This window comes from Enterobacter cloacae complex sp. HYC042_NIDB, from assembly GCF_056673315.1.
In genome coordinates this window covers 1,155,842-1,182,153 of record NZ_CP109650.1, presented here as the reverse complement: position 1 = coordinate 1,182,153, position 26,312 = coordinate 1,155,842, and the positions used below count along the sequence as shown (strand labels likewise).

Sequence of the window (26,312 nt, the reverse complement as noted above, 5' to 3'; positions counted from 1 at the left end):
TAGCACATGACAACATGCTATATATACTTAATTTTTACCTGTTTGAGAAAAGCAACTTATATTTCGCAAAAATACAACTTCCATTCATTAAACGTGGAGCTTGGGATAGCTCAAAGTCTATATTCAACCAACACGTAACAATATAATAAAAATAATGATAAGAACAATTTAATACATTAATAAAGGTTTTATAGAGGTTATGGGAATAACATTTATTTGAATGTGTAGCGCTGTACATAATATTCTCACTCACCCCTTAATCGAAACGTAACTTGAATACCACTGCATCATATCCCGCCGCTGTTCAATATATTGAGCATGATTATAAGTACCTCTGATATTATTTTTATCTGTGTGAGCAAGCTGCATTTCAATCCAAGCCGAATCATATCCTTTTTCATGGAGGATGGTAGATAAAGAATGTCTAAAACCATGACCGGTTACTTTCCCACCATAGCCAATACGTTTGATAACCTGATTTATACTCGCCTCACTCATAGGCTTATTCGGATCGTTCCGTCCAGGAAAAACATAACGATAGTTCCCTGTCATGATCTTGAGTTCATTAAGTAAATCTAACGCTTGAGTCGACAACGGCACAAGATGCGCCCTACGCATTTTCATCCTTTCTGCAGGAATTATCCAAAGAGCGTTATCTAGATCAAATTCTGACCATGACGCCGCACGTAATTCGATGGTTCTAACACCTGTAATCATGAGTAATTTTGTGGCTATTTGGACAAGCTTACTCCCGGTATAACCCTCTAAGGCACGCAGAAAATCAGGTATCTCATCAGCTTTTAGGAATGGGAAATGATTTGATTGGTGTACTTCGAGAGCGCTGGAGAGATCAGCCGCAGGATTGTACTCCGCCCTACCCGTCGCAATTGCGTAGCGAAACACTTCGGAGCAACGCTGTCGCACTTTGCGCATTTTCTCCAACGCACCACGTTTCTCAATTTTACGCAGAACGTTCAGCAGCTCCAGCGGCTTAATCTCTCCAACAGGCCTTGTTCCGACAAAAGGAAAAATGTCGTTCTTAAAAGCTTCCATTATGTCTGATGCATATCCCGCCGACCATTTTGTAGATTTAAGTTGATGCCACTCTTTGGCTATCTTTTCGAAGGCATTCTCTGATTCTGTTTGCAGAGCCAGCTTTTGCTCTTTTCGAACCTCACTAGGGTTCTTTCCTTCTGCCACAAGTTTTCGAGCTTCATCACGACGGGAGCGAGCATCGGCAAGGGTTATCGTTGGGTAAACACCAAGCGAGATCATTTTGGGTTTACCAGCATAGCGATAGCGGAACCGCCAGCTCTTGCTTCCATTAGGTTCTATAAGCAATGACAGGCCTTGCCCATCCCCAAGCGTATAGGGTTTATCTTCAGGCTTAGCGCGGCGAATCTGCATATCGTTTAAAGGCATGTGTATAGGAATCCAAGACCGAACAGGAACATATACACAATCCTATACACATTCCGTATCGGATTCTACTGGATGGTCACGGACAATGATGGACTAAAAAGGCGGTAAAAGTGTTATAAATCAGGGTTTTTACGGATGAATACGGACGTTTGAGGAAATTTAGATGGTGCCGATAATAGGAGTCGAACCTACGACCTTCGCATTACGAATGCGCTGCTCTACCAACTGAGCTATATCGGCCCTGAGAGGTCGGTTACGAGTGTAACCACGGGGCAAAAGGTTAGATCTAACCGGGTGATGCGTCAATGCCCTTTTGAATCAAACGGCTATTTTTGCATCACCCGTGACTATTTACGCACGAATCGTATCGTCACCGAAGCCGATCCACTTATAGGTGGTCAGCGCTTCAAGGCCCATCGGACCGCGCGCGTGCAGTTTCTGCGTGCTGACCGCCACTTCTGCGCCAAGTCCGAACTGGCCGCCGTCCGTGAAGCGGGTGGAGGCGTTCACATATACCGCAGAGGAATCCACTTCATTCACAAAGCGATCGGCATTGCGCAGCGTACGCGTCAGGATCGCGTCAGAATGCTGCGTGCCGTGTTCACGAATGTGCGCAATAGCGTCGTCGAGATCCGCAACCACCTTCACGTTCAGATCCAGCGACAGGAACTCGTCGTCGTACTGCTCCGCTTTTACGGGAACCACGCTAGCCGGGCCACCCTGGAGCAGCGCGAGGGCATTGGTATCAGCGTGCAGCGTCACCCCGCTCTCCGCCATCTGTTTGCTCAGAGCAGGCAAGAAGGCGCTCGCAATCCCCTGATGCACCAGCAGCGTTTCTACGGTGTTACAGGTGCTTGGGCGCTGGGTTTTGGCGTTGACGATAATCTTCAGCGCTGGCTCAATTTCGGCGCTGTCGTCTACCACGATATGGCATACGCCGATGCCGCCCGTGATGACCGGAATGGTCGACTGCTCGCGGCACAGCTTGTGCAGGCCCGCGCCACCGCGTGGGATCAGCATGTCGATGTATTTGTCCATGCGCAGCATCTCGTTGACCAGCGCGCGGTCAGGGCTCTCAATCGCCTGCACGGCACCCGCCGGCAAACCGCACTCTTCCAGCGCCTGCTGGATGACTTTCACCGTCGCGGCGTTGGTGCGCCAGGTCTCTTTCCCACCGCGCAAAATGGCGGCATTACCTGTTTTCAGGCACAGGGAAGCGACGTCAACCGTCACGTTTGGACGGGCTTCATAAATCACGCCGATGACGCCGAGCGGCACGCGGCGACGCTCCAGACGCAAACCGCTGTCGAGCAGCCCACCGTCAATCACCTGTCCTACCGGGTCGGCCAGGTTACAAACCTGACGAACATCGTCGGCGATACTTTTAAGACGCGCCGGGTTCAGCGCCAGGCGGTCTAGCATCGCTTCGCTCAGGCCGTTTCGACGCGCTTCCAGCAGATCCTGCTCGTTGGCAAGCAAAATGTCCTGAGACTGTGCTTCCAGATAATCAGCGATTTTTTCCAGCACGCGGTTTTTCTCGCGGCTGGAAAGGAGCGCCAGTTTGTAAGAGGCGGCCTTCGCGGCTGCGCCCATTTGTTCCAGCATGTTCTGGCTCCTTAACGAATAATCATGTCATCGCGATGCACGGCAACCGGGCCATATTCATAGCCCAGAATAGCGTCGATCTGCTGCGAGTGGTGGCCCGCAATGCGGCGCAGGGCATCGCTGTTATAGCGGCTTACGCCATGCGCGATGTCGCGACCTTCCAGGTTACGGATGCGGATCACTTCACCACGGGAGAAGTTGCCTGTCACGCTTTTAATTCCTTTAGGAAGCAATGAACTCCCTCGTTCCAGAATCGCCGCGGTTGCCCCTTCATCAACGGTGAGTTCACCGGCAGGCGGCGCGCCAAAGATCCAGCGCTTGCGGTTCTCCAGCGGGGATTCCTGGGCGTGGAAGCGGGTGCCGACGGAAATGCCTTCCATCACGTCGCCAATCACGCCAGGGCGGCTGCCCGCGGCAATGATGGTATCGATACCGGCGCGGCACGCCACGTCGGCGGCCTGCAGCTTGGTCCCCATCCCGCCCGTTCCGAGGCCGGACACGCTGTCACCGGCGATGGCGCGCAGCGCATCGTCGATACCATGAACATCGGTAATCAGCTCGGCTTCCGGGTTGGAGCGCGGGTCGGCGGTGAACAGCCCCTGCTGATCGGTCAGAAGCAGGAGTTTATCGGCCCCGGCCAGAATGGCGGCCAGCGCAGAGAGGTTATCGTTATCGCCCACTTTTATTTCAGCGGTGGCAACGGCATCGTTTTCGTTGATAACGGGAACAATATTGTTGTCCAGCAGCGCGCGCAGGGTATCGCGGGCGTTCAGGAAGCGCTCCCGGTCTTCCATATCCGCACGCGTCAGCAGCATCTGCCCGACGTGAATACCGTAGATAGAGAACAGCTGTTCCCAGAGTTGAATGAGTCGGCTTTGTCCCACGGCGGCCAGCAGCTGTTTAGAGGCGATCGTCGCGGGGAGTTCGGGATAACCCAGGTGTTCACGCCCGGCGGCAATCGCCCCGGAGGTCACAATCACAATACGGTGCCCTGCGGCATGCAGCTGAGCGCATTGACGTACAAGCTCAACAATGTGGGCGCGATTTAGGCGGCGCGATCCGCCTGTTAACACACTGGTACCGAGTTTTACCACCAGCGTCTGGCTGTCACTCATGATTCTCTGCCGTTCAACGATAAGGGAAAGTAATGTCGAACGAACGTTTTAACAGGAGTCAGCCCGGTTGCCAACTGCCTTAGTGCATCACCAGGCACTTTGTTGCGCGGGATCAGGAAGCGTAGCGGCAGAATTTGACAAATTTATTACCGTAATAATAAATCACAGTTTTTTAAAATTATTCTTAGTTTGTCATAAAAGTTTCATTCCAGAACGATAAAACCCTTCCTGTTTTTTCACGGGACTTAAGCATCAGCTTATCGTCCAGCGAATTTTTAAAGCGCGTTTATAAGACAGGATCGAAAATGAAAAAGAGCACTCTGGCATTAGTGGTTATGGGCGTGGTGGCTTCCGCATCTGTTCACGCAGCAGAAGTTTATAATAAAAACGGTAATAAACTGGACGTGTACGGCAAAGTGAAAGCTATGCACTATATCAGTGATGATGACACCAAAGATGGTGACCAGACTTACGTTCGTTTCGGTTTTAAAGGCGAAACCCAGATTAACGATCAGCTGACGGGCTACGGCCGTTGGGAAGCTGAATTCGCAGGTAACAAAGCTGAAAGCGACTCCTCGCAGAAAACACGTCTGGCGTTCGCCGGTATTAAACTGAAAGACTTTGGTTCACTGGATTACGGCCGTAACCTGGGCGCGCTTTATGACGTCGCGGCATACACCGATATGTTCCCTGAGTTCGGCGGTGACGGCCTGGCACAGACCGACAACTTCATGACGAAACGTGCCTCCGGACTGGCCACCTACCGCAATACCGACTTCTTTGGCATGGTAGACGGTCTTGATATGACCCTGCAGTACCAGGGCAAAAACGAAAACCGCGACGTGAAAAAGCAGAACGGTGACGGCTTTGGTACGTCTCTGGCCTATGACTTCGGCGGCAGCGATTTCTCCGTCATTGGTGCTTATGCCAGCTCCGATCGCACCAACGCGCAGAACCTGCAGGCGCGCGGTGAAGGTAAAAAAGCCGAGGGCTGGGCAACCGGTCTGAAATACGACGCGAACGATATTTACCTGGCCACTATTTATTCTGAAACCCGCAATATGGCCCCTATCTCCGGTGGTTTTGCAAATAAAGCGCAAAACTTCGAAGTGGTTGCACAATATCAGTTTGACTTTGGTCTGCGCCCATCCGTGGGTTATGTACAGTCCAAAGGTAAAGATATCGAAGGCATTGGCGACGAAGATATCGTGAAATATATTGACGTGGGCGCCACGTATTACTTCAACAAAAACATGTCCGCGTTTGTTGATTATAAAATCAACCAGATTGACGACGATAATAAGCTGGGCGTGAGCAGCGATGATATCGTTGCGCTGGGTGTGACGTATCAGTTCTAAGATTATCCAGATAAGAAAATCCCGGCATACAAGCCGGGATTTTTTTGCCCAGGGTAAATGCGGTCTGCTGCCCTCACCCCGGCCCTCTTCCACAGGAAGAGGGAAAAACCATTACGCGGTCAGCTTAACCGCTTCGCTGGAAAAATCATCCGCTGGCTCTAACTTAAGGTCCAGGGTGGCCAGCAGCGCGCTCGCTTTGTCGTGGAACTCTTTCAGGGTGTATTCCAGGCGATCGATCACTTCCTGATCTTTGATGGTAGTAGCCTGCCAGTTGCCGTCTTTGTTAAACAGGCCAAACTGGTAGCTATACGTAAAACGTTTCTCCTCTGCTTCCATTTCCATCCACCAGCCCCAGAATTCACGTTTTTCGGGTGCAGGCTTCACGTTGACGCATACAGCCAGGCAGTCGAAAAAAAAGCGATTCTCTTCACACTGCTCTTCTCGAATATACGGGCCGAGAGCCATAAATTTCTTAATCAGCCTACTTTTCGGGTGTCCACTCGGTAACGTCATTGCGATCTCCTTTTGTGAAGCCACTGTTTTACCAAACCAGCGAAATTTAGCAATCTATTAACACACTCTCTGGGCGATCCAGCGCGTGATCTCTTTCAAGGCTTTGTCAAAATTCTGATACACCGGGCTGAACGGCACCTCAAGCAATTTGCCATCCGCAGATGACGAAGTGATTAAGCGCGACTCTTCTTCCGGGCTGAACGGATCGTTTTTCCAGAAACCGGACAGCATCGGCGTCGGGCAGCGGCGTCCAAGCAACCCTTGCGTTTTTAACGAGTAGCGATTGAGTTCGACGCGCAGCGCTTCGTCTGAGGCATCATGCATGCCAAGTCGACTGGCAAGGACGTCCAGATACATCTCCGGCACGCTGCCCTGACGGGCAGGATCGCTGAGCAGGGCGTGAACCACCGGGCCCAGGCAGGCGACGGCCTTCAGACGTGAAGATTCAAGGTAAGCCAGACGCACCGCAACGTTGGCACCAAAACGGAAGCCGAACGCCGCGACGCGGGTGTGGTCAACCCACGGAACATTTTCCAGCGCTTTAAGCGCATGCTGGTGCAGCAGGCTCGAATCCTGCGTTAACTTCCACTTCGATGAAAATCCAATAGAAGGCATATCGAGCGTCAGCATCGCGATCCCTTTTGGTGCGAAGTAGCGCTCATACAGGCTGTAATAGTCGATTTGCAGGGAGTCCAGCCCGCCGCACATTAGCACGGTCGGGAACGGGCCGTCGCCTTCAGGCATGTGCAGGAACCCGGTGACGGGCGCTCCGCCCGGAACGGCGAACTCAAGCTCGCGCATCTGACCCGGCAGACGTTGAGCAGCCTCCTCATAGGCACGATTCGCCAGCGCCTGAGCCTGCTCGGCCAGCTCATCCCCTTTCAAATGCGGATAGGCGGCGATGGCGTAGAGGTTGGCCGCATGCAGCCAGTGCTTGCCGCTTCGCGTGGCATCCTCTTCCTGGCTGGCTTTTTGCTGCCAGAGCATCGCCTGTTTAGACCATTCGTAGATCCAGTTCCCGCCCCGGTAGCCGACCACCGTGTCGTAGAGCTCGCTGTCGGTACGCTCCGACTCGCTCATTACGATACGCGCCTGCACGTCGAGGATTTCACGGGGATCGATACCGCGCCAGATCCACATCAGGCGGTTAATCATGCGATACCAGTGGGGCACGTTTTTACCGTCTAACGCAGACTGGACGGCAGGCATGGTTCCCGGATTAAACCGACGGACCAGCGTCGACGTTTCAGGGTGTTTGAAACGGGGTTTGAAGAGAGTCTCGGTGAGATTCGCCTGCGTCATTGCGTTGCCTCCATGGATACGTCATATAGTACCCATTGTAACGCGTGGCAGGCCAAAAAGAACAACGCCCGGCACAGCCGGGCGTGTAAAGTTACGTACTGAAATTAACGGCCTGAGATAGGCGGCACGAAGACCACGCCCATATCCCATGGCTGTTCAATCCAGGTATCCTGCGGGATATCAATGACGTAATCGTCAACCAGTGGGCGACCCGCTGGCTTAGCGAAGATCGTCACGAAGTGCGCTTTTGGATACATTTCGCGAATAGCGACCGCAGTACCGCCGGTGTCCACCAGATCGTCGATAACGATGAAGCCTTCACCGTCGCCTTCAGCGCGTTTCAGCACTTTCAGCTCACGCTGGTTATCATGGTCATAGCTGGAGATGCAGACGGTATCGACATGACGAATACCCAGCTCACGTGCCAGCAGCGCCCCCGGTACCAGACCGCCACGGCTGACGGCAATAATGCCTTTCCACTGTTCGGAAGGCATCAGACGCGCAGCCAGTTTGCGTGCGTGAATCTGCAACATGTCCCAGGTGACGACGTATTTTTCGCTCATGTGAAGTGTCCCAGCCTGTTTTTATACGGCTTAAAAAGTGTTCGAGGGGGAAATAGGTTGCGCGAGATTATAGAGATCTGGCGCACTAAAAACCAGTGTTTAGCGCTTCCTGCCTGAGTTTTTACATGCTTTATGCTACCAGCCAGCAGAGAAAGTGGTATTCTCAGTTGCATCTCGCAAGCCTGTCTTGTGGTAACTATTAACCTGCTAACCCTGTGGCCTGCAACCCTGTTTGCAGCGCCTCGACAAGGAGACTTATCGTGTCTGAACTGTCTCAATTATCTCCGCAGCCGCTGTGGGATATTTTTGCCAAAATTTGCTCCATTCCACACCCTTCCTACCATGAAGAACAGCTTGCCGAACATATTATGGGTTGGGCGAAGGAAAAAGGTCTGCACGCAGAGCGCGACCAGGTTGGCAACATTCTGATCCGCAAACCGGCTACCGCAGGCATGGAAAACCGTAAACCGGTTGTACTGCAGGCGCACCTGGACATGGTGCCACAGAAAAACAACGACACCGTTCACGACTTCACTAAAGACCCAATCCAGCCGTACATCGATGGCGACTGGGTAAAAGCGCGCGGCACCACCCTGGGCGCGGACAACGGCATCGGTATGGCCTCTGCGCTGGCGGTGCTGGCTGACGACAGCGTTGAACACGGTCCGCTGGAAGTGCTGCTGACCATGACCGAAGAAGCGGGCATGGACGGCGCGTTCGGTCTGCAGGCGAACTGGCTGCAGGCAGATATCCTGATCAACACCGACTCCGAAGAAGAAGGCGAGATCTACATGGGCTGCGCGGGCGGGATTGATTTCATCTCTACCCTGCCGCTGTCACGCGAAGCGATTCCTGCGGGCTTCCAGACCTTCAAGCTGACGCTGAAAGGGCTGAAAGGCGGCCATTCCGGCGGTGATATTCACCTGGGCCTGGGTAACGCCAACAAACTGCTGGCGCGCTTCCTGGCGGGCCACGCGGCCGAGCTGGACCTGCGTCTGGTGGACTTCAACGGCGGCACCCTGCGCAACGCGATCCCACGCGAAGCCTTTGCCACCGTGGCGGTGCCAGCGGCGAAAGCGGACGAGCTGAAAAAACTCTCCAGCGTCTACCTGGATATCCTGAAAAACGAACTGTCGGCGAAAGAGAAGAACCTGACCGTGGTGCTTGAATCCGTGTCTACGGATAAAGCCGCCCTGACCGCGCAGTCTCGCGACAGCTTCGTTCAGCTGCTGAACGCGACGCCAAACGGCGTGATTCGCAACTCTGACGTGGCGAAAGGCGTGGTGGAAACCTCTCTGAACGTGGGCGTGGTGACCATGAGCGACGACAGCGCGGAAATTATCTGCCTGATCCGCTCCCTGATCGACAGCGGTAAAGAGTATGTAGTAAGCATGCTGGAATCTCTGGGTGCGCTGGCGGGCGCGAAAACCTCCGCCAAAGGCAGCTACCCTGGCTGGCAGCCGGATGCAAGCTCTCCGGTGATGGCGCTGGTGCGTGAAACTTATCAGCGTCTGTTCAACAGCACCCCGAACATCCAGGTGATCCACGCGGGTCTGGAATGTGGTCTGTTTAAGAAGCCGTATCCGGACATGGACATGGTTTCCATCGGGCCAACCATTACCGGTCCACACTCGCCGGATGAGCAGGTTCATATTGAAAGCGTCGGTCATTACTGGACGCTGTTGACGGAACTGCTGAAGGCGATCCCTGCGAAGTAATTTGTCGTCTGTTGCCCGGCGGCGCTACGCTTGCCGGGCCTACGATGAGTGCAATCTACAATCCCAAAACCAGCTGACGCTCCAGCTGCGGATCCAGCAGCGTGACGTGCAGTCCCACCAGCCTCACCCCTCGTCCGCCTCGTCGTTCTTCCCACGCCTTTTTCGCTGTTGCGATAAGATCTTCTTTGTTCAGGCGCGGCCAGACGTGCTCCTGCGTCGTCTGCTGAAAGTCGTTAAATTTCAGCTTGATGCCCTGTCGGGCAATCAGTAAATCAGGCTTTACTTTGATCAGGCGTCGCTCCAGCTCTGGATAGAGCTGTTCCGTAATAATGGTTTCGCATTCCGACCAGTCATGGATGTCTTCGCTCAGCGTGCGCTCAACCCCGACCGATTTACGAAGCCGTTCGTTGTTTACATCACGATCGTCAATGCCCTGACTGCGCTCCCACAGCACGCGGCCAAACTTCCCAAAGCGCTTGAGCAGCATAGCCAGGTCGCTTCGCTGCACGTCTTCGCAGGTGCGTAACCCCATACTTTCCAGCTTCGCGGCGGAGACTTTGCCTACGCCGGGGATTTTGCCAAGCGGCAGCGTTTTTAAAAACGCCGGGACCTCTTCAGGGGTGATGACGTACTGGCCGTTGGGTTTATTTAAATCGGAAGCAATTTTGGCGAGAAATTTTACCGGCGCGACGCCTGCCGACGCGGTGAGATTCAGCTCGTTGAAAATGGTCTGGCGGATCTCCTGCGCCATCAGGGTAGCGGAGCCGTGACAGTGCAGGCTGTCGGTGACGTCCAGATAGGCTTCGTCCAGCGAAAGCGGTTCAATCAGTGAGGTGTAGCGGGAGAAGATTTCGCGTATATGGTTTGAGGCTTCTTTATAGGCGTCAAAGCGCCCGGGCAAAAGAGTAAGGTGCGGACACAGTTTCAGCGCCATCGCCGTCGGCATGGCGCTGCGCACGCCAAATTTGCGTGCAGGATAGTTGGCGGTGCTGATCACACCGCGCTGAACGCGGCTGCCGCCAATGGCGATGGGAATATCCCGCAGCGCCGGATTGTCACGCATCTCCACTGCGGCAAAAAAGCAGTCCATATCGACATGGATTATTTTGCGCATCGGTCATACCACACATGTATTTATATACAGTATAACAAAAGGCAAAAAATGCGTCAGCTATTTTCCTTACTCACGGTTGTCATATAAACGTGTTACAAAAATTCGTAATAAAGCCTTTATATACATACATTTATAAAATCAATGGAGCGTAATTATTCATGAAGAAAATTCTCCCGATTTCGTTACTGTTTCTGGCGAGTGCTGCATCTGCTAGCCCTGCGATCGTTGCCCACCGGGGCGGGACTGCCGATGCACCTGAAAATACCCTGCCAGCCATTAAGCTCGCACTCGAAAACAAAGCAGATATCGTCTGGATAACCGTGCAGTTAAGTCGGGATGGCGTACCGGTTCTCTATCGACCTGCCGATCTGAAAGCGATAACCAATCTGCAGGGAAAGGTGTCACAGTATACCGCTGAAGAACTGGCAAAGGCGGATGCCAGCGTGAAGTGGAAAGATAAGGACCTGCCGGAAAACCTGCTTAATTCCCCGATACCGACGCTGAAGTCGGTGCTGAGCGCCTGGCCAGATACGCGTTTTTTCATTGACATCAAATCGCCGGATGCCGATCCGTCGACCATGGGCAACGCGCTGCTTAACGTATTGAAAGAGACCAACAGCCTGAATCGCGTTCGCGTTTATTCAACCGAAGATCGCTATATGAAAGCATTGCCTGTCGAAATCCCCCGCTTTGTCACGCGCAGCGAAACCCGTACGCGTCTGGCCACGATTTCGTTGAGCCATGAATGTCTGCCTCCTTCACAAAAAATGGACGATTACTGGTATGGGCTTGAGTTAAACCGAAAAGTAGAAGTGGTCGAGAAATTCACCTTAGGCGAAGGTGTCTCTCCTGCAACATTAACGTGGGACAAAGAGGCCGTTGACTGCTTCCGCTCTCAGGGCAATGCCCATCTGATTTTTATCGGCGTGAACTCTGAAGAGGATTACCAGAAGGCGAAAACACTGGGTGCCGAAGGGGTTCTTGTAGACTCACCAGCCAAAGCCAAAAGCTGGGCAAAATAAATGATAAAGGCCGCACGAAGCGGCCTTTTCCTAGATGATCCTCTGCTGGTCCCGGGCCATGCGCTTTTTACGCGCATCGCACGGTTCGGGGCAGTCGCACACCTTTTCCATTCCGATGGAAGAGATACCTCCACAGCTGCCCTGAATGCTTTTACGCTTGATGATCCAGCCTAAAGACATACCGAACACCACCAGCAAAAACACCGCAAAGGTTGCCAGAAAGGTCAACATAATCAGCCTCCGAAATCATCAAGGAGGATGTTTTCATCTTCCACGCCGAGATCTTTGAGCATCTTGATCACGGCGGCGTTCATCATTGGCGGACCACACATATAGAACTCGCAGTCTTCCGGTGCCGGGTGCTGTTTGAGGTAGTTTTCATACAGCACGTTGTGAATGAATCCCGTATAGCCCGTCCAGTTATCTTCCGGCTGCGGATCGGAGAGCGCCACGTGGAAGGTAAAGTTCGGATTCTCACGCGCCAGCTGTTCAAACTCATCGTCGTAGAACATTTCGCGCAGCGAGCGCGCACCGTACCAGAAGCTGATTTTACGCTTGCTGCCGAGACGCTTGAGCTGGTCAAAGATGTGCGAGCGCATAGGGGCCATACCCGCACCGCCGCCGATAAAGACCATTTCGGCGTCGGTATCTTTAGCAAAAAACTCGCCGAACGGACCGGAGATCGTCACCTTGTCGCCTGGCTTAAGGGACCAGATATACGACGACATCACGCCCGGCGGCGCGTCAGGCACGTTTGGCGGCGGCGTTGCGATACGCACGTTGAGCATGATAATGCCCTTCTCTTCCGGGTAGTTAGCCATGGAATAGGCGCGCAGCGCGGGCTCTTTTACCTCGGAAACAAAGCGGAAAAGATTAAATTTATCCCAGTCGGCCCGGTACTCATCGGGCACGTCGAAGTCCGCATAGGCCACGGTGTGCGCCGGACAATCAATCTGGATATACCCGCCTGCACGGAACGGGACGCTCTCCCCTTCAGGGACACGTAGCTTAAGCTCTTTAATGAACGTGGCTTTGTTATCGTTCGAGATAACCTCGCACTCCCATTTTTTCACGCCGAAGATCTCTTCCGGCAGCTCAATCTTCATGTTCTGACGCACCGCGACCTGGCACGCCAGGCGGCACCCCTCTTTCGCTTCACGCTTCGTAATATGCGACAGTTCAGTAGGCAGAATATCACCGCCCCCCTCTTTCACCGTCACACGACACTGCCCGCATGAGCCGCCTCCACCGCAGGCTGACGAGACAAAAATCCCGTTCCCGGAGAGCGTATTAAGCAGCTTGTCCCCTGCCGGAGTGCGGATCTGGTTCTGCGGATCGTCATTGATATCAATGATCACATCCCCGGAATTAACCAGCTTTGCGCGCGCCGCCAGAATCAGCCCTGACAGCACCAGTACTATCAGCGTGAACATCACCACGCCAAGAATAATTTCCATCTGTTAGCCCTTATAGCTGCACACCGGAGAAGGACATAAAGCCCAACGCCATCAGGCCGGTGGTGATAAAGGTGATCCCTAAGCCACGCAGCCCCGCAGGCACGTTGGCATATTTCATTTTTTCACGGATCCCCGCCATGGTGACAATCGCCAGCATCCAGCCGATACCGGAACCGAAGCCGTACACCACCGATTCACTGAAGTTGTAATCGCGCTGAACCATAAACGAGACGCCACCGAAGATGGCGCAGTTCACCGCGATCAGCGGCAGGAAGATCCCCAGAGCGTTGTACAGCGACGGGAAATACTTATCGAGGATCATCTCCAGGATTTGTACCAGCGCCGCAATCACCCCGATGAAGGTGATGAAGTTCAGGAAGCTAAGATCGACGCCTTCCACCAGCGCGCCGTCCCGCAGCACGAAGTTGAACACCAGGTTGTTAATCGGAACCGAAAGCCCCAGCACAACGGTGACCGCCACGCCCAGGCCAAATGCCGTCGAGACCTTTTTAGAGACGGCAAGGAACGTACACATGCCCAGGAAGAAGGCGAGCGCCATGTTTTCAACAAACACCGCGCGCACAAATAAACTCAGGTAATGAGCCATTGTCGGTTACTCCTTTTCCTGCTGTTCAGGCTTCAACGTACGAATCAGCCAGATCAGCAAACCGATAATGAAAAACGCGCTTGGGGCCAGCAGGAACAGGCCGTTCGGCAGATACCAGCCGCCGTTCTGTACCGTATCCAGCACCTGAACGCCAAACAGCTTGCCGCTGCCAATCAGCTCGCGCAGGAAACCGACCGTCAGGAGGATCACGCCGTAGCCCAGGCCGTTGCCGATACCGTCCATAAAGCTCGCCAGCGGCGGCATTTTCATGGCGTAGGCTTCAGCGCGCCCCATCACGATGCAGTTGGTGATAATCAGGCCGACAAACACCGAAAGCTGCTTCGAGGTTTCGTAGGCGAACGCGCGCAGCAGCTGATCGACCACGATCACCAGCGAGGCGATGATCGCCATCTGCACGATGATCCTCACGCTGTTGGGGATGTGGTGGCGGATCATCGAGATAAACATGCTGGAAAACGCCGTCACCAGCGTTACCGCCAGCGTCATCACCACCGCCGTTTCCAGCTTAGTGGTCACCGCCAGAGCCGAGCACACACCCAGCACCTGCAGGGTTATCGGGTTATTGGCTAAAAGTGGGCCAATCAGCACTTTTTTAACTTCTTTCAGTTCACCCGTATCAGCCATTGTTCAGCGCTCCTTCACGTACGTTCTTCAGGAAGGGACCAAAGCCCAGTTCACCCATCCAGAAATCAAAACTGTGCTGCACCCCGTTAGAGGTGAGTGTGGCGCCGGAAAGACCGTCAACAGCGAATTCATCCCCAGGACGCGCGCCTCCTTTCACCACCTTCAGCGCAGGCTGACCGTTATCATTGAGCACTTTTTTACCGATAAACTGCGCACGCCAGTTAGGGTTTTCCACTTCGCCACCCAGCCCCGGCGTTTCGCCCTGGTCGTAATAAGTAATACCTTTGACCGTGCGGCCATCGGTATCCAGTGCCACAAACGCATACATCATTGACCATAAGCCGTTGCCGTAGATGGGCAACACGATTTCCTGTATGCGCTTCTGCTCGTCACGAACGAGGTAAATTTCCGCGACATTGCTGCGGCGCTTAATGCCAGCCGGATCCTGCGAGGCGTCAAGCACGGTGCTCATCTGCGGATCCTTTAATGCCAGCGCCTGGTTATATTTCGCCGGGTCTTTATCCATCAGCTCGCCGGTTTTTAAATCCACCAGCCGTGCGGTAATGCGTTCAGCAAACACGGCCGCGACGTCGTCCTTCGTCATGCCTTCCTGCATCAGCCCGGCCACGGCCAGGATGTTGCGCTGTTTATCCAGCGCGCGCTGTTCCTGCTGCAGCGGTTTCAACCCTACGGCGGAACCGGCAACCACGATGGAACAGACCAGACACAGCACCAAAACCACCAGCAGCGTTTTGCTGATGCTGTCGTTATTTTTAACCTCAGCCACGCGCCTTCCTCCGCTTAATGTTGGCGCGCACGACCAGGTAGTCGAACAGCGGCGCAAACAGGTTGGCAAACAGAATGGCCAACATCATCCCTTCCGGATAGGCCGGGTTGACCACGCGAATAAGTACACACATCACGCCAATGAGCGCGCCGTAACACCATTTCCCCCTGTCGGTAAAGGAAGCCGAGACGGGATCGGTGGCCATGAACATCATGCCAAACGCAAAGCCTCCCAGCACCAGGTGCCAGTACCACGGCATGGAGAACATCGGGTTCGTGTCTGAACCAATGAGGTTGAACAGCGTGGCGGTAAGCACCATGCCGAGCATAACGCCCGCGACGATGCGCCAGGACGCCACGCGGCCAAAGAGGATGATGGCCCCGCCGATCAAAATCATCAGGGTAGATACTTCGCCAATGGAGCCCGGAATGTTGCCAAGAAACGCGTCAAACCAGGTCACGGGCTGGCCGGTAGCATTGTTGACCAGCGTTTCGCCGCCACCTGCCGCCCACTGAGAAAGCGGCGTCGCGCCGGAGAAACCGTCCGCAGCCGTCCACACCAGGTCGCCCGAAATCTGCGCCGGGTAAGCAAAGAACAGGAACGCACGCCCCGCCAGCGCCGGGTTGAGGAAGTTACGACCGGTGCCGCCGAAAATCTCTTTGGCAATCACCACGCCAAAGCTGATCCCCATCGCCGCCTGCCAGAGCGGCAGAGTCGGCGGAACAATCAGCGCAAACAGAATGGAGGTCACGAAGAAGCCTTCGTTGATCTCGTGTTTGCGGATGATGGCGAACAGCACTTCCCAGAAGCCGCCCACGATAAAAACGGTCATGTAGATCGGCAGGAAGAAGACGGCCCCCAGCGTCATCATGCTGACCCAGCCTGCATCAGCCGCAAAGCTCACGCCCAGCGACTGCGCCAGACGATAGTGCCAGTCAGACTGGATCACCTGCGCCAGCTGCTGAGCGTCGTACATATGATGCAGCGCCGGAATGGTTTGCAGACCAACGTTGTACATGCCCCAGAACATGGCCGGGAAAACCGCAAACCACACCAGGATCATCATGCGTTTCAGGTCGATGGCATCGCGAACGTGCGCTGCCCCTTTCGTCACCAGACCCGGAGTGTAGAAAATAGTCGTCGTCGCTTCATACAGCGGGTAGTACTTTTTGAGCTTCCCTTCGGTAAAGTGCGGCTCAATTTTTTCAAAGAGGTGTTTTAATCCCATGGTTATCCTTCCTGCTCAATGCGGGTTAACACCTCGCGCAATACGGGTCCATATTCGTATTTACCCGGACACACATAGGTACAGAGCGCCAGATCTTCTTCATCCAGTTCCAGACAACCGAGCGCCTGCGCGCCGTCGGTATCGCCTGCCAGAAGATCGCGCAGCAGCACGGTAGGCAGAATATCCAGCGGCATTACACGTTCGTAGTTGCCAATCGGAACCATCGCGCGCTCGCCGCCGTTCGTGCTGGTCGAGAAGTTAAAGAGCTTATGACGCAGGAAGTGGCCAAGCGTGGTGCGGGTGACAGAGTATTTTTCTGCGCCAGGCAGAACCCAGCCGAACAGCTCTTTCTCACGCCCTTCCAGAACGACGCTCACCTGAAGATGGAAACGTCCCAGGTACGCGTGCGCATTGACAGCGCGGCGGCCGCTGAGTACCGAACCGGAAATGAGGCGGTTTTCACCCTCTTTCGTTTCCCCTGCCAGCAGTTCATTAATGTCTGCTCCCAGAAGCGTCTTAACCAGACGCGGGTTTGCGGCCTGCGGCCCGCCGATAGCGATAATCCGTTCAGCGCAGAGTTCACCCGTCGTAAAGAGCTTACCGATGGCAATGACATCCTGATAATTAAGGTGCCAGACCTGTTTTTTAAGGCTCACCGGCTCAAGGAAGTGGATATGGGTCCCGACCAGACCCGCCGGATGCGGGCCGGAAAATTCATTAAACGTAACCTGTCCCTGCGAATGGCCGCCAAGCTTGCCGCCGCTGGCCTGGCAAACGTGCACTTTTCCGGGCGTCAGGCGAGTCAGAACGGTCAGCCCGGCATCAAAGGCTTTACGCTGCGCCAGGATAATGGGCTGCGGGTCTGCGCTGAGCGGGTTGGTGTCGATGGCCGTCACGAAAATGGCAGCCGGGGCGGTATCAGGAACGGGTGATTTGCTGAAAGGACGCGTACGCAGCGCCGTCCACAGGCCGGACGCGAGCAGCTGAGCCTGCACATCTTCGCGGCTAAGCGTCGCGAGATCTGCCGCATCATAACGAGCAAACTCACGCTGTTCATCGCCTTCAATGCGGATTACCACCGACTGCAGCACGCGACGCTCGCCGCGGTTGATCGCTACCACGGTGCCGCTGGCGGGGGCCGTGAACATGACGCCGGGATTTTTTTTGTCTTCAAAGAGCGCCTGCCCTTTGATCACGCGATCGCCCTCCTGCACCAGCATTGAAGGACGCATGCCCAGATAATCGTCACCTAAAATTGCGACATGACGGACGCTTGCGCCACCCGAGACGTGCTGCTCAGGCACGCCTGCAATCGGCAAATTAAGTCCTTTTTTTATTTTAAACATGTGGTTAGCAGGTTTCCATAAACAACGATCCAGTGGGCGCAAAGTGTAACATTTTCCCCTTCTCTCGGGCAGGGGATCCACCGTCGGGCGCGCCAAAATGCGAGCTATTACGCAAAGTTCCTGGAGCCAGCGCGTTTTTGATGGTTTATAAAGTAAAACTAATTTGTAAACTCACCGCCCGGCTCTTGCGAAAATCTATAGCGGTGCTAATGTGAGCGCACCTAACAGAATAATCTGATTTCGGGTCTCTTTTGCCGTCCTGGCAAGTTAGTCCAGGTTTTATCAAGGAATTTGTAGTATGCGTAAAATCGCATTGTTCATTGCGATGCTTCTGATTCCGTGCATGTCGTTTGCCGGGCTGCTCAGCAGCAACAGCTCCACCACGCCGATCAGCAAAGAATATAAACAGCAGTTAATGGGATCCCCGGTTTATATTCAGATCTTCAAGGAAGAGCGCACGCTCGATCTGTTTGTAAAAATGGGCGAAACATATCAGCTGCTTGATAGCTACAAAATTTGTAACTATTCCGGCGGGCTGGGCCCGAAACAGCGTCAGGGCGATTTCAAAAGCCCGGAAGGTTTTTACAACGTTCAGCGTAACCAGCTAAAGCCGGATAGCCGCTTCTATAAAGCCATCAACATCGGTTTCCCGAACGCCTATGACCGTGCTCACGGTTATGAAGGGAAATACCTGATGATCCACGGTGCCTGCGTGTCTGTCGGCTGCTACGCGATGACCGACTCCGGCATTGATGAGATTTTCCAGTTCGTAACCGGCGCACTGGTCTTTGGGCAGCCTAACGTTCAGGTCAGCATCTATCCGTTCCGCATGACCGATGCCAATATGGCGCGCCATAAGTACTCTTACTACGCCGATTTCTGGAAACAGCTGAAGCCGGGTTATGACTACTTTGAGCAGACCCACAAGCCGCCGGTAGTCTCTATCGTCGATGGCCGTTACGTGGTCAGCAAACCGCTGAGCCACGAAGTCGTCCACCCGCAGCTGGCGTCAAATTACACGGTCCCCGAGACAAAATAGCACCCACTCGCCTGGCATAATCTTTTGCCAGGTTTCGTTGCCCGTCAGCGGCTGCGTTGCAATAACAGTGACCACATCGTTCGGTGTGGTCTCTTTCTGAAAATCTATCTCCACATCCTGATCGAGCAGCGTAGCAACGCCAAACGGCGCACGGCGCGTGATCCAGAAGAGATTCGTCGAGCAGAACGCCATCACGTAGCGTCCGTCAGACAACAGCATGTTAAATACGCCTTTTTCACGCAATTCAGCTGCCAGCGTCGCGATGTATTTGAATACAGCGGCCATATTGCCGGGCGTGCGCGGATAACGTTCCGTCAGCTTATGCAGCAGCCAGCAGAAGGCCTTCTCGCTGTCCGTTTCGCCCACCGGGCGGAAGTTGCCCGTTTCCAGAGATTTATAGCCCGTAAGCTGCCCGTTGTGCGCGTAGGTCCAGTTACGGCCCCACAGCTCGCGGGTAAAGGGATGGGTATTTTCCAGCGCAACTTCGCCGCGGTTTGCCTGGCGAATATGCGCGATCACCGAACAGGATTTAATGGGATAGTCCTGCACCAGTTTGGCAATCGGTGAGTTAAAGCTGGGCTGTGGATCTTTGAACGTGCGACACCCTTTGCCTTCATAGAAGGTGATGCCCCAGCCGTCTTTATGCGGCCCGGTTCCCCCACCGCGCTGAACCAGCCCGGTGAAGCTAAAGCAGATATCGGTTGGCACATTGGCGCTCATCCCGAGCAGTTCGCACATACATCACCTCCACAACAGCGGGGGGCACCGGTGCCCCCCAGCGAAGCCTTACTTAACCATCTCTTTTTCGATCAGCTGGATCAGGATGTGGATCACTTTGATGTGAATTTCCTGAACGCGATCTGCATAGCCGAAGTGCGGAACGCGAATTTCGATATCCGCCGTACCGTCCATCTTACCGCCATCTTTCCCGGTCAGGGTGATCACCTTCATCCCTTTTTCACGCGCGGCGGCGATCGCTTTGATCACGTTCGCGGAGTTACCGGAGGTAGAGATACCCAGCAGCACGTCGCCTTCACGGCCTACTGCCTCAACGTAGCGGGAAAAGATGTGGTCGTAACCGAAGTCGTTGCCTACGCAGGAGATGTGGCTCACGTCGGAAATCGCAATCGCCGGGTAGCCCGGACGGTTTTCGCGATAGCGTCCGGTCAGCTCTTCGGCGAAGTGCATGGCGTCACAGTGGGAACCGCCGTTACCGCAGGAGAGCACTTTGCCACCGGCCTTAAAACTGTCGGCCAGCAGGACCGCCGCGCGCTGAATAGCGTGAATATTGGCATCATCTTTCAGAAAGTTCGCCAGCGTTTCCGCCGCTTCGTTCAGTTCGTTACGAATAAGATCCTGGTACATGAGGATAATCCTTCAGTATTGATGAAATAACACAGTGGAGTGTACCGGATAGCGGGAAAAGCGAGAAGCTAAAGCCATGCGAATCGTCCGGCGTTTTGATTTTTTGTGCCGGCGAAAACGCGAACAATGTGAACCAGGTTGTAATTATTTTGTAAACACATTGCTAAAGGAATTCACATCAACTACAACCATATCATCACAAGTGGTCAGACCTCCTACAAGCAAGGGAGCTTTTCTTTATGATGATTTTGAGCATTCTCGCAACCGTTGTACTGCTCGGTGTGTTGTTCTATCACCGCGTCAGTTTATTCCTGAGCAGCCTGATTCTTCTGGCCTGGACGGCTGCGCTTGGCGTCGCAGGTCTCTGGAATATCTGGATTTTGGTCCCTCTTGCCATCATTCTCCTGCCGTTTAACCTGGCCCCGATGCGTAAGTCGATGATCTCCGCGCCGGTATTTAAAGGCTTCCGCAAAGTGATGCCGCCGATGTCGCGCACCGAGAAAGAAGCGATTGATGCGGGCACCACCTGGTGGGAAGGCGACCTGTTCCAGGGTAACCCGGACTGGAAAAAGCTGCACAACTATCCGCAGCCGCGCCTGACCGCCGAAGAACAGGCCTTTATTGACGGCCCGGTGGAAGAAGCGTGCCGCATGGCGAACGACTTTGCTATTACCCACGAAATGGCCGACCTGCCGCCGGAGCTGTGGGCGTACCTGAAAGAGCATCGCTTCTTCGCGATGATCATTAAGAAAGAGTACGGCGGTCTTGAGTTCTCCGCTTACGCGCAGGCTCGCGTGCTGCAAAAGCTGGCGGGCGTCTCCGGGATCCTGGCGATTACCGTCGGCGTACCGAACTCCTTAGGCCCGGGCGAACTGCTGCAGCATTACGGTACGGAAGAGCAGAAAGATCACTATCTGCCGCGACTGGCGCGCGGTCAGGAAATCCCGTGCTTCGCGCTGACCAGCCCGGAAGCAGGCTCCGATGCAGGCGCAATCCCGGATACCGGCGTGGTCTGTATGGGCGAGTGGCAGGGCCAGCAGGTGCTGGGCATGCGCCTGACCTGGAACAAACGCTATATCACCCTGGCACCTATCGCCACCGTGCTGGGCCTGGCCTTTAAGCTCTCCGACCCGGAAAAACTACTGGGCGGTGAAGAGGATCTGGGCATTACCTGTGCGCTGATCCCAACCTCGACGCCGGGTGTGGAAATTGGTCGTCGTCACTTCCCGCTGAACGTGCCGTTCCAGAACGGTCCGACCCGCGGCCAGGATATCTTTGTGCCGATTGACTACATCATCGGCGGCCCGAAAATGGCCGGTCAGGGCTGGCGCATGCTGGTGGAATGTCTGTCGGTGGGTCGCGGTATTACCCTGCCGTCGAACTCAACCGGCGGCCTGAAGTCCGTCGCGATGGGAATTGGCGCTTATGCCCACATTCGCCGTCAGTTCAAAATCTCCATCGGCAAGATGGAAGGTATCGAAGAGCCGCTGGCACGCATCGCGGGCAACGCCTACGTGATGGACGCCGCTGCATCCCTGATTACCTACGGCATTATGCTGGGCGAAAAACCGGCCGTGCTGTCCGCGATTGTGAAGTACCACTGTACCCACCGCGCGCAGCAGTCGATCATTGACGCGATGGATATCGCGGGCGGTAAAGGTATTATGCTCGGCGAAGGCAACTTCCTGGCGCGCGGCTATCAGGGCGCACCGATTGCCATCACCGTGGAAGGGGCTAACATCCTGACCCGCAGCATGATGATCTTCGGCCAGGGTGCGATTCGCTGCCATCCGTACGTGCTTGAAGAGATGGCCGCTGCGCAGAATAACGACGTGGACGCCTTCGACAAGCTGCTGTTCAAACATATCGGTCACGTGGGCAGTAACAAGGTGCGGAGCTTCTGGCTGGGCCTGACGCGCGGCCTGACCAGCGCGACGCCAACCGGCGATGCGACCAAACGTTACTACCAGCATCTGAACCGTCTGAGCGCCAACCTGGCTCTGCTGTCCGACGTTTCCATGGCGGTGCTGGGCGGTAGCCTGAAGCGTCGCGAGCGTATCTCCGCCCGTCTGGGCGACGTGCTGAGCCAGATCTTCCTGGCCTCTGCGGTGCTGAAACGCTACGACGACGAAGGCCGTCAGGAAGCGGATCTGCCGCTGGTGCACTGGGGCGTGCAGGATGCGATGTATCAGGCGGAACAGGCGATTGACGACCTGCTGGCGAACTTCCCGAACCGCTTCGTGGCTGGCGCTCTGCGCGTGGTGATCTTCCCGACCGGTCGTCATCACCTGGCGCCGTCCGACAAGCTGGACCACAAAGTGGCGAAGATCCTGCAGGTTCCGAGCGCCACCCGCTCCCGCATTGGCCGCGGTCAGTATCTGGCACCAACGCCGCATAACCCGGTGGGCCTGCTGGAAGAGGCGCTGCTGGACGTGATGGCCGCCGACCCGATTCACCAGAAAATCTGCAAACAGCTGGGTAAAAACCTGCCGTTTACCCGTCTGGACGAACTGGCGAAACAGGCGCTGGCCGGTGGCATTATCAATAACGACGAAGCTGCGCTGCTGGTGAAAGCCGAAGAGAGCCGTCTGCGCAGTATTAACGTGGATGATTTCGAACCGGAAGAGCTGGCGACGCAGCCGGTAAAGCTGCCGGAGAAGCATCGCAAACCTGAAGCGGCATAACCCGCTTCGCTCTGACAAACCCCGCCCGGTGCGGGGTTTTTTATTGCCACATTTTCTCGTAATGACGTGCTACAGTGTCAAAAAGGGGTCGTTTGAGGAGTCTGTATCGTGCCTGGTTTGAAGATTTCGATTTTGCAGCAGCCTTTAGTGTGGATGGATGGCCCTGCCAACCTGCGCCACTTTGATCGTCAACTGGAAGAGATTACCGGGCGAGATGTGATTGTCCTGCCGGAGATGTTTACCACCGGCTTCGCGATGGAAGCGGCGAAACAGTCGATGCCCCAGGAAGAGGTGGTCGCCTGGATGCATGCCAAAGCGCAGCAAACCAACGCGCTGATCGCCGGGAGCGCCGCACTGCAGACGGAACGCGGCCCGGTGAACCGCTTCCTGCTGGTTGAGCCGGAAGGAAAGGTGCATTTTTACGATAAACGCCACCTGTTCCGCATGGCCGATGAACATCATCATTATGAAGCCGGTAACGAACGCGTGGTGTTCGAGTGGCGCGGCTGGCGTATTCTGCCGCTGGTCTGCTACGACCTGCGCTTCCCGGTATGGTCGCGCAACCGCAACGATTACGACCTGGCGCTGTACGTCGCCAACTGGCCCGCGCCGCGCTCGCTGCATTGGCAGGCGCTGCTGGTGGCTCGCGCGATTGAAAACCAGGCGTACGTGGTGGGCTGTAACCGCGTGGGGACGGACGGCAACGGCCACCACTACCGCGGCGACAGCCGGGTGGTGAACCCTCAGGGCGAGATTATTGCCACCGCCGAACCGCATCAGGCGACGCGCATTGATGCTGAATTATCGTTAACGGCGCTGAAGGAGTATCGGGAGAAGTTTCCGGCGTGGCAGGATGCGGATCCGTTTAGCATTGGGTGAAAAAATGCCGGGTGGCGGCTACGCCTTACCCGGCCTACCAATGTTGCTCGCTTCTTTTAACTCACTAACGCCTGCCCGTCTTTGCGGCTCTCCGTCGCGGCCACGTAGTGCCCCTCCGGCATACGATAGATCACCTGCGCACCGCCGAAGTTGTAATCCTGGAGCGGATCTTCCACCACGATCTGATGCCCGCGCTCGCGCAGCGCGGCAATGGTGTTGCGATCAAACGTCGATTCAACAATCACTTCCCTGCCCTGCACCACGCGCCAGCGCGGCGCGTCGATGGCCGCCTGCGGGTTTTGCCCGTGCAGCATGATGCGCAGCGCCATCTGCATATGCCCCTGCGCCTGCATCGGGCCGCCCATCACGCCGAAGGACATCAGCGGCTGGCCGTTGCCGTCCATCGCAAAGCCCGGAATGATGGTGTGGAAAGGACGCTTGCTGCCCGCCAGCGCGTTCGGGTGTTTGGGATCGAGCACAAAGCCGCAGCCGCGGTTTTGCAGGCTGATTCCGGTATCCGGCACCACAATGCCTGAACCGAAGCCCATAAAGTTGGACTGGATAAACGAAACCATCATCCCGCTGGCGTCCGCGGTGCTGATGTAGACCGTGCCGCTCTGCGTCGGTGATCCGTACACAAAGTCAGAGGCGTTATCGCGATCGATAAGCGCCGCACGCGACTTCAGATAGTGGTCGCTCAGCAGCTCTTTTGCTGCGAACTCCATATGTTCTTCATCCGCCACGTAGCGGTCGAGATCCGCCAGCGCCAGCTTCATGGCTTCAATGGATAAGTGCAGAGACTGCACGGAGTCCGGATGATGTTTCTCAATGCCGCACTGCTCCAGAATACCGAGCGCAATCAGCGTGGCGATCCCCTGGCCGTTTGGCGGCAGCTCCTGTACCGAGCCGCCCGCGAAGTCGCGCGACAGCAGGTCAACCCAGTCCACGCGATGGTTTGCCAGATCTTCCGCTGACAGGTGCGCGCCGTGCTCCTGGGCGAAGGCGGCAATTTTCTGCGCCAGCTCGCCGCGGTAAAAGGCTTCACCGTTGGTTTTGGCAATCAGCTCCAGCGAATGAGCCTGCGCTGGATTACGGAAGATCTCCCCCACGCGCGGGGCGCGGCCTTCCGGCGCGAAGCAGGCGCTAAAGCCCGGCTGATCTTTCAGCTTGTTATAGCCGCGCTGCCAGAGATGACCAATCAGCGGCGAGACCGGGAAGCCGTTGCGCGCGTAGTCAATCGCAGGCTGCGCCAGCGTGGTCAGCGGCAGCGTGCCGAAGCGTTCCGCCAGGGCCACCCAGCCCGACACCGCACCCGGCACCGTCACCGCGTCCCAGCCGATTTCCGGCACTGCGCTTTTACCGGCAAACAGATCCGCATGCCAGCTGGCCGGCGAGCGCCCGGACGCGTTGAGGCCGTGAAGTTTTTCACCGTCCCAGACGATGGCAAAGGCGTCGCTGCCGATGCCGTTGCCGGTCGGCTCGACAACGGTCAGCGCCATGGCGGTGGCAATGGCCGCATCGACGGCGTTGCCACCCAGCTGCAGCATTTTCATTCCCGCCTGCGCCGCCAGCGGCTGCGAAGTGGCAACGGCGTTGTGGCCCATCATCGGCGGGCGGCGTGAAGCGTAACCGGATGTAAAATCAAGCGCTTTGGTCATCATGACTCCTTAGTCGTGGCGCGGATCGAGCGCATCGCGCAGCCCGTCGCCAAGTAAATTAAAGCCCTGCACGGCAAGGAAAATCGCCACGCCGGGGAAAACGGACATCCACGGCGCCTGCTCAAGGAAACCTTTCGCGGTATTAAGCATGGACCCCCAGGACGGATTGGGCGGCTGCTGCCCCAGCCCTAAAAACGACAGGCTGGCTTCGGCAATAATCGCCGAGGCAATGGCCAGCGTGGCCTGAACCAGGATCGGCGACATCACGTTTGGCAGAACGTATTTAATGATGATCCAGCGATCCGGCAGGCCTATCGCCCGCGCGCCGTCGATGTACTCTTCGTTGCGAATGGCGATCACCTGCCCGCGCGTCAGGCGGGCGAAGATCGGCATCGCCGAAAGACCGATGGCGATCATCGCATTGGTCAGGCTCGGGCCTAAAAATGCCCCCAGCGCGATCGCCATGATCAGGAACGGACAGGCCAGCAGCGCCTCGATAAAGCGCGAGATGACGCCGTCCCACATCTTCTGGAAGTAGCCCGCCACCAGCCCCAGCGGCACGCCGATGACCACCGCGATAACCACCGACATACAGCCCGCCATCAGCGAGGTTCGCGCTCCCCAGATAATGCGGGACAAAATGTCACGCCCCAGCTCGTCGGTGCCGAACCAGTACATCGCTGACGGCGCTTTGCGCACCGCGAGGAAGTTGGCTTTAACCGGGTCAAACGGGGCGATCCACGGCGCCAGCAGCGCCACCAGCACAAAGAAACCCACCACAAGCGCGCCAATCACCGCGCTTTTATTGGCGAGGAATTTCTTCAGCACCCGGTTCTGCGCGCGCGGCAGCGCGGGGGCTACGGTTTGCGTCGTCAGTTCCGCCAT

At 55.6% G+C, this 26,312-nt stretch carries 24 protein-coding genes and 1 tRNA gene; 6 read left to right on the top strand and 19 right to left on the bottom strand.

Going from position 1 to position 26,312, the window contains the following annotated elements:
* Positions 1-249: 249 nt before the first annotated feature.
* From OKF39_RS05580 to proB, 4 genes are all read right to left on the bottom strand, one after another.
* Complete coding sequence (locus OKF39_RS05580; protein WP_105596557.1) at positions 250-1,422, bottom strand: tyrosine-type recombinase/integrase; 1,173 nt, start codon at positions 1,420-1,422, stop codon at positions 250-252.
* Positions 1,423-1,586: 164 nt separating this feature from the next.
* Positions 1,587-1,662, bottom strand: a tRNA-Thr gene (locus tag OKF39_RS05575).
* 111 nt (positions 1,663-1,773) lie between these two features.
* Positions 1,774-3,027, bottom strand: a complete 1,254-nt coding sequence (gene proA, locus OKF39_RS05570; protein ID WP_059357359.1) for a glutamate-5-semialdehyde dehydrogenase — start codon at positions 3,025-3,027, stop codon at positions 1,774-1,776.
* 11 nt (positions 3,028-3,038) lie between these two features.
* A complete protein-coding gene (gene proB / locus OKF39_RS05565) occupies positions 3,039-4,142 on the bottom strand; it encodes a glutamate 5-kinase (RefSeq protein WP_014882684.1) in 1,104 nt (367 codons plus the stop codon).
* Between the two features lie 305 nt (positions 4,143-4,447).
* On the opposite strand from proB, the gene phoE reads away from it, so the two are divergent.
* Positions 4,448-5,500 (top strand): phosphoporin PhoE, encoded by a 1,053-nt coding sequence (gene phoE / locus OKF39_RS05560; RefSeq protein ID WP_028012086.1) that lies wholly within the window; start codon positions 4,448-4,450, stop codon positions 5,498-5,500.
* A 111-nt stretch (positions 5,501-5,611) separates the two neighbouring features.
* On the opposite strand, the gene crl is transcribed toward phoE, so the two are convergent.
* The 3 genes from crl to gpt form a co-directional block, all read right to left on the bottom strand.
* A complete protein-coding gene (gene crl, locus OKF39_RS05555; RefSeq protein ID WP_063942701.1) occupies positions 5,612-6,013 on the bottom strand; it encodes a sigma factor-binding protein Crl in 402 nt (133 codons plus the stop codon).
* 57 nt (positions 6,014-6,070) lie between these two features.
* Entirely contained in the window at positions 6,071-7,315 is a 1,245-nt protein-coding gene (frsA, locus tag OKF39_RS05550) for an esterase FrsA (protein ID WP_028012084.1), read from the bottom strand.
* 104 nt (positions 7,316-7,419) lie between these two features.
* Positions 7,420-7,878, bottom strand: a complete 459-nt coding sequence (gene gpt, locus OKF39_RS05545) for a xanthine phosphoribosyltransferase (RefSeq protein WP_003863205.1) — start codon at positions 7,876-7,878, stop codon at positions 7,420-7,422.
* 260 nt (positions 7,879-8,138) lie between these two features.
* Between gpt and pepD the strand changes: the two genes are divergently transcribed.
* Positions 8,139-9,596 (top strand): cytosol nonspecific dipeptidase, encoded by a 1,458-nt coding sequence (gene pepD, locus OKF39_RS05540; protein WP_045630671.1) that lies wholly within the window; start codon positions 8,139-8,141, stop codon positions 9,594-9,596.
* A 55-nt stretch (positions 9,597-9,651) separates the two neighbouring features.
* On the opposite strand, the gene dinB is transcribed toward pepD, so the two are convergent.
* Positions 9,652-10,710, bottom strand: coding sequence for a DNA polymerase IV (gene dinB / locus OKF39_RS05535; RefSeq protein WP_041911133.1), 1,059 nt, complete (start codon positions 10,708-10,710; stop codon positions 9,652-9,654).
* Positions 10,711-10,868: 158 nt separating this feature from the next.
* On the opposite strand from dinB, the gene OKF39_RS05530 reads away from it, so the two are divergent.
* Positions 10,869-11,732, top strand: a complete 864-nt coding sequence (locus OKF39_RS05530; RefSeq protein WP_479983561.1) for a glycerophosphodiester phosphodiesterase family protein — start codon at positions 10,869-10,871, stop codon at positions 11,730-11,732.
* Between the two features lie 30 nt (positions 11,733-11,762).
* Here OKF39_RS05530 and nqrM read toward each other — a convergent pair whose 3' ends face one another.
* The 7 genes from nqrM to OKF39_RS05495 are packed head-to-tail and all read right to left on the bottom strand — an operon-like array spanning position 11,763 to position 17,802.
* Positions 11,763-11,963, bottom strand: coding sequence for a (Na+)-NQR maturation NqrM (gene nqrM, locus OKF39_RS05525; protein WP_041911135.1), 201 nt, complete (start codon positions 11,961-11,963; stop codon positions 11,763-11,765).
* Positions 11,964-11,965: 2 nt separating this feature from the next.
* Positions 11,966-13,189, bottom strand: a complete 1,224-nt coding sequence (nqrF, locus tag OKF39_RS05520) for an NADH:ubiquinone reductase (Na(+)-transporting) subunit F (protein ID WP_045630674.1) — start codon at positions 13,187-13,189, stop codon at positions 11,966-11,968.
* 10 nt (positions 13,190-13,199) lie between these two features.
* On the bottom strand, positions 13,200-13,796 hold the full coding sequence (gene nqrE, locus OKF39_RS05515; RefSeq protein WP_003863217.1) for an NADH:ubiquinone reductase (Na(+)-transporting) subunit E: 597 nt from the start codon (positions 13,794-13,796) through the stop codon (positions 13,200-13,202).
* 6 nt (positions 13,797-13,802) lie between these two features.
* Positions 13,803-14,441: an NADH:ubiquinone reductase (Na(+)-transporting) subunit D gene (locus OKF39_RS05510; protein WP_028012078.1), complete on the bottom strand. Its 639-nt coding sequence runs from the start codon at positions 14,439-14,441 to the stop codon at positions 13,803-13,805.
* The gene (locus tag OKF39_RS05505; protein ID WP_041911137.1) at positions 14,434-15,228 is read right to left on the bottom strand and encodes a Na(+)-translocating NADH-quinone reductase subunit C; all 795 of its coding nucleotides are present in this window, start codon (positions 15,226-15,228) and stop codon (positions 14,434-14,436) included. Before OKF39_RS05505 ends, OKF39_RS05510 begins: the two co-directional genes overlap by 8 nt.
* Positions 15,221-16,456 carry an NADH:ubiquinone reductase (Na(+)-transporting) subunit B gene (locus tag OKF39_RS05500; RefSeq protein WP_028012076.1) on the bottom strand — a complete coding sequence of 412 codons (1,236 nt, stop codon included), beginning with the start codon at positions 16,454-16,456 and terminating at the stop codon, positions 15,221-15,223. The genes OKF39_RS05505 and OKF39_RS05500 overlap by 8 nt, the downstream gene beginning before the upstream one ends.
* A gap of 2 nt (positions 16,457-16,458) precedes the next feature.
* A complete protein-coding gene (locus OKF39_RS05495; protein WP_479983560.1) occupies positions 16,459-17,802 on the bottom strand; it encodes a Na(+)-translocating NADH-quinone reductase subunit A in 1,344 nt (447 codons plus the stop codon).
* A gap of 298 nt (positions 17,803-18,100) precedes the next feature.
* Here OKF39_RS05495 and dpaA point away from each other — a divergent pair, with 298 nt between their 5' ends.
* Positions 18,101-18,841: a peptidoglycan meso-diaminopimelic acid protein amidase gene (gene dpaA / locus OKF39_RS05490; RefSeq protein ID WP_041911140.1), complete on the top strand. Its 741-nt coding sequence runs from the start codon at positions 18,101-18,103 to the stop codon at positions 18,839-18,841.
* Here dpaA and OKF39_RS05485 read toward each other — a convergent pair.
* Together OKF39_RS05485 and lpcA are read right to left on the bottom strand one after the other, a co-directional pair.
* Positions 18,812-19,579, bottom strand: a complete 768-nt coding sequence (locus tag OKF39_RS05485) for a class II glutamine amidotransferase (RefSeq protein WP_028012073.1) — start codon at positions 19,577-19,579, stop codon at positions 18,812-18,814. The two genes, dpaA and OKF39_RS05485, sit on opposite strands and share 30 nt — an antisense overlap.
* A gap of 48 nt (positions 19,580-19,627) precedes the next feature.
* Positions 19,628-20,206: a D-sedoheptulose 7-phosphate isomerase gene (gene lpcA / locus OKF39_RS05480; protein ID WP_003863232.1), complete on the bottom strand. Its 579-nt coding sequence runs from the start codon at positions 20,204-20,206 to the stop codon at positions 19,628-19,630.
* A gap of 239 nt (positions 20,207-20,445) precedes the next feature.
* On the opposite strand from lpcA, the gene fadE reads away from it, so the two are divergent.
* Together fadE and OKF39_RS05470 are read left to right on the top strand one after the other, a co-directional pair.
* The gene (gene fadE, locus OKF39_RS05475) at positions 20,446-22,890 is read left to right on the top strand and encodes an acyl-CoA dehydrogenase FadE (RefSeq protein WP_028012072.1); all 2,445 of its coding nucleotides are present in this window, start codon (positions 20,446-20,448) and stop codon (positions 22,888-22,890) included.
* A 108-nt stretch (positions 22,891-22,998) separates the two neighbouring features.
* Positions 22,999-23,769 (top strand): amidohydrolase, encoded by a 771-nt coding sequence (locus tag OKF39_RS05470; protein ID WP_041911141.1) that lies wholly within the window; start codon positions 22,999-23,001, stop codon positions 23,767-23,769.
* Between the two features lie 56 nt (positions 23,770-23,825).
* Here the strand turns inward: OKF39_RS05470 and OKF39_RS05465 are convergent, their stop codons facing one another.
* The gene (locus tag OKF39_RS05465; protein ID WP_047367565.1) at positions 23,826-25,427 is read right to left on the bottom strand and encodes a gamma-glutamyltransferase family protein; all 1,602 of its coding nucleotides are present in this window, start codon (positions 25,425-25,427) and stop codon (positions 23,826-23,828) included.
* Between the two features lie 9 nt (positions 25,428-25,436).
* Complete coding sequence (locus OKF39_RS05460; RefSeq protein ID WP_028012069.1) at positions 25,437-26,312, bottom strand: ABC transporter permease; 876 nt, start codon at positions 26,310-26,312, stop codon at positions 25,437-25,439.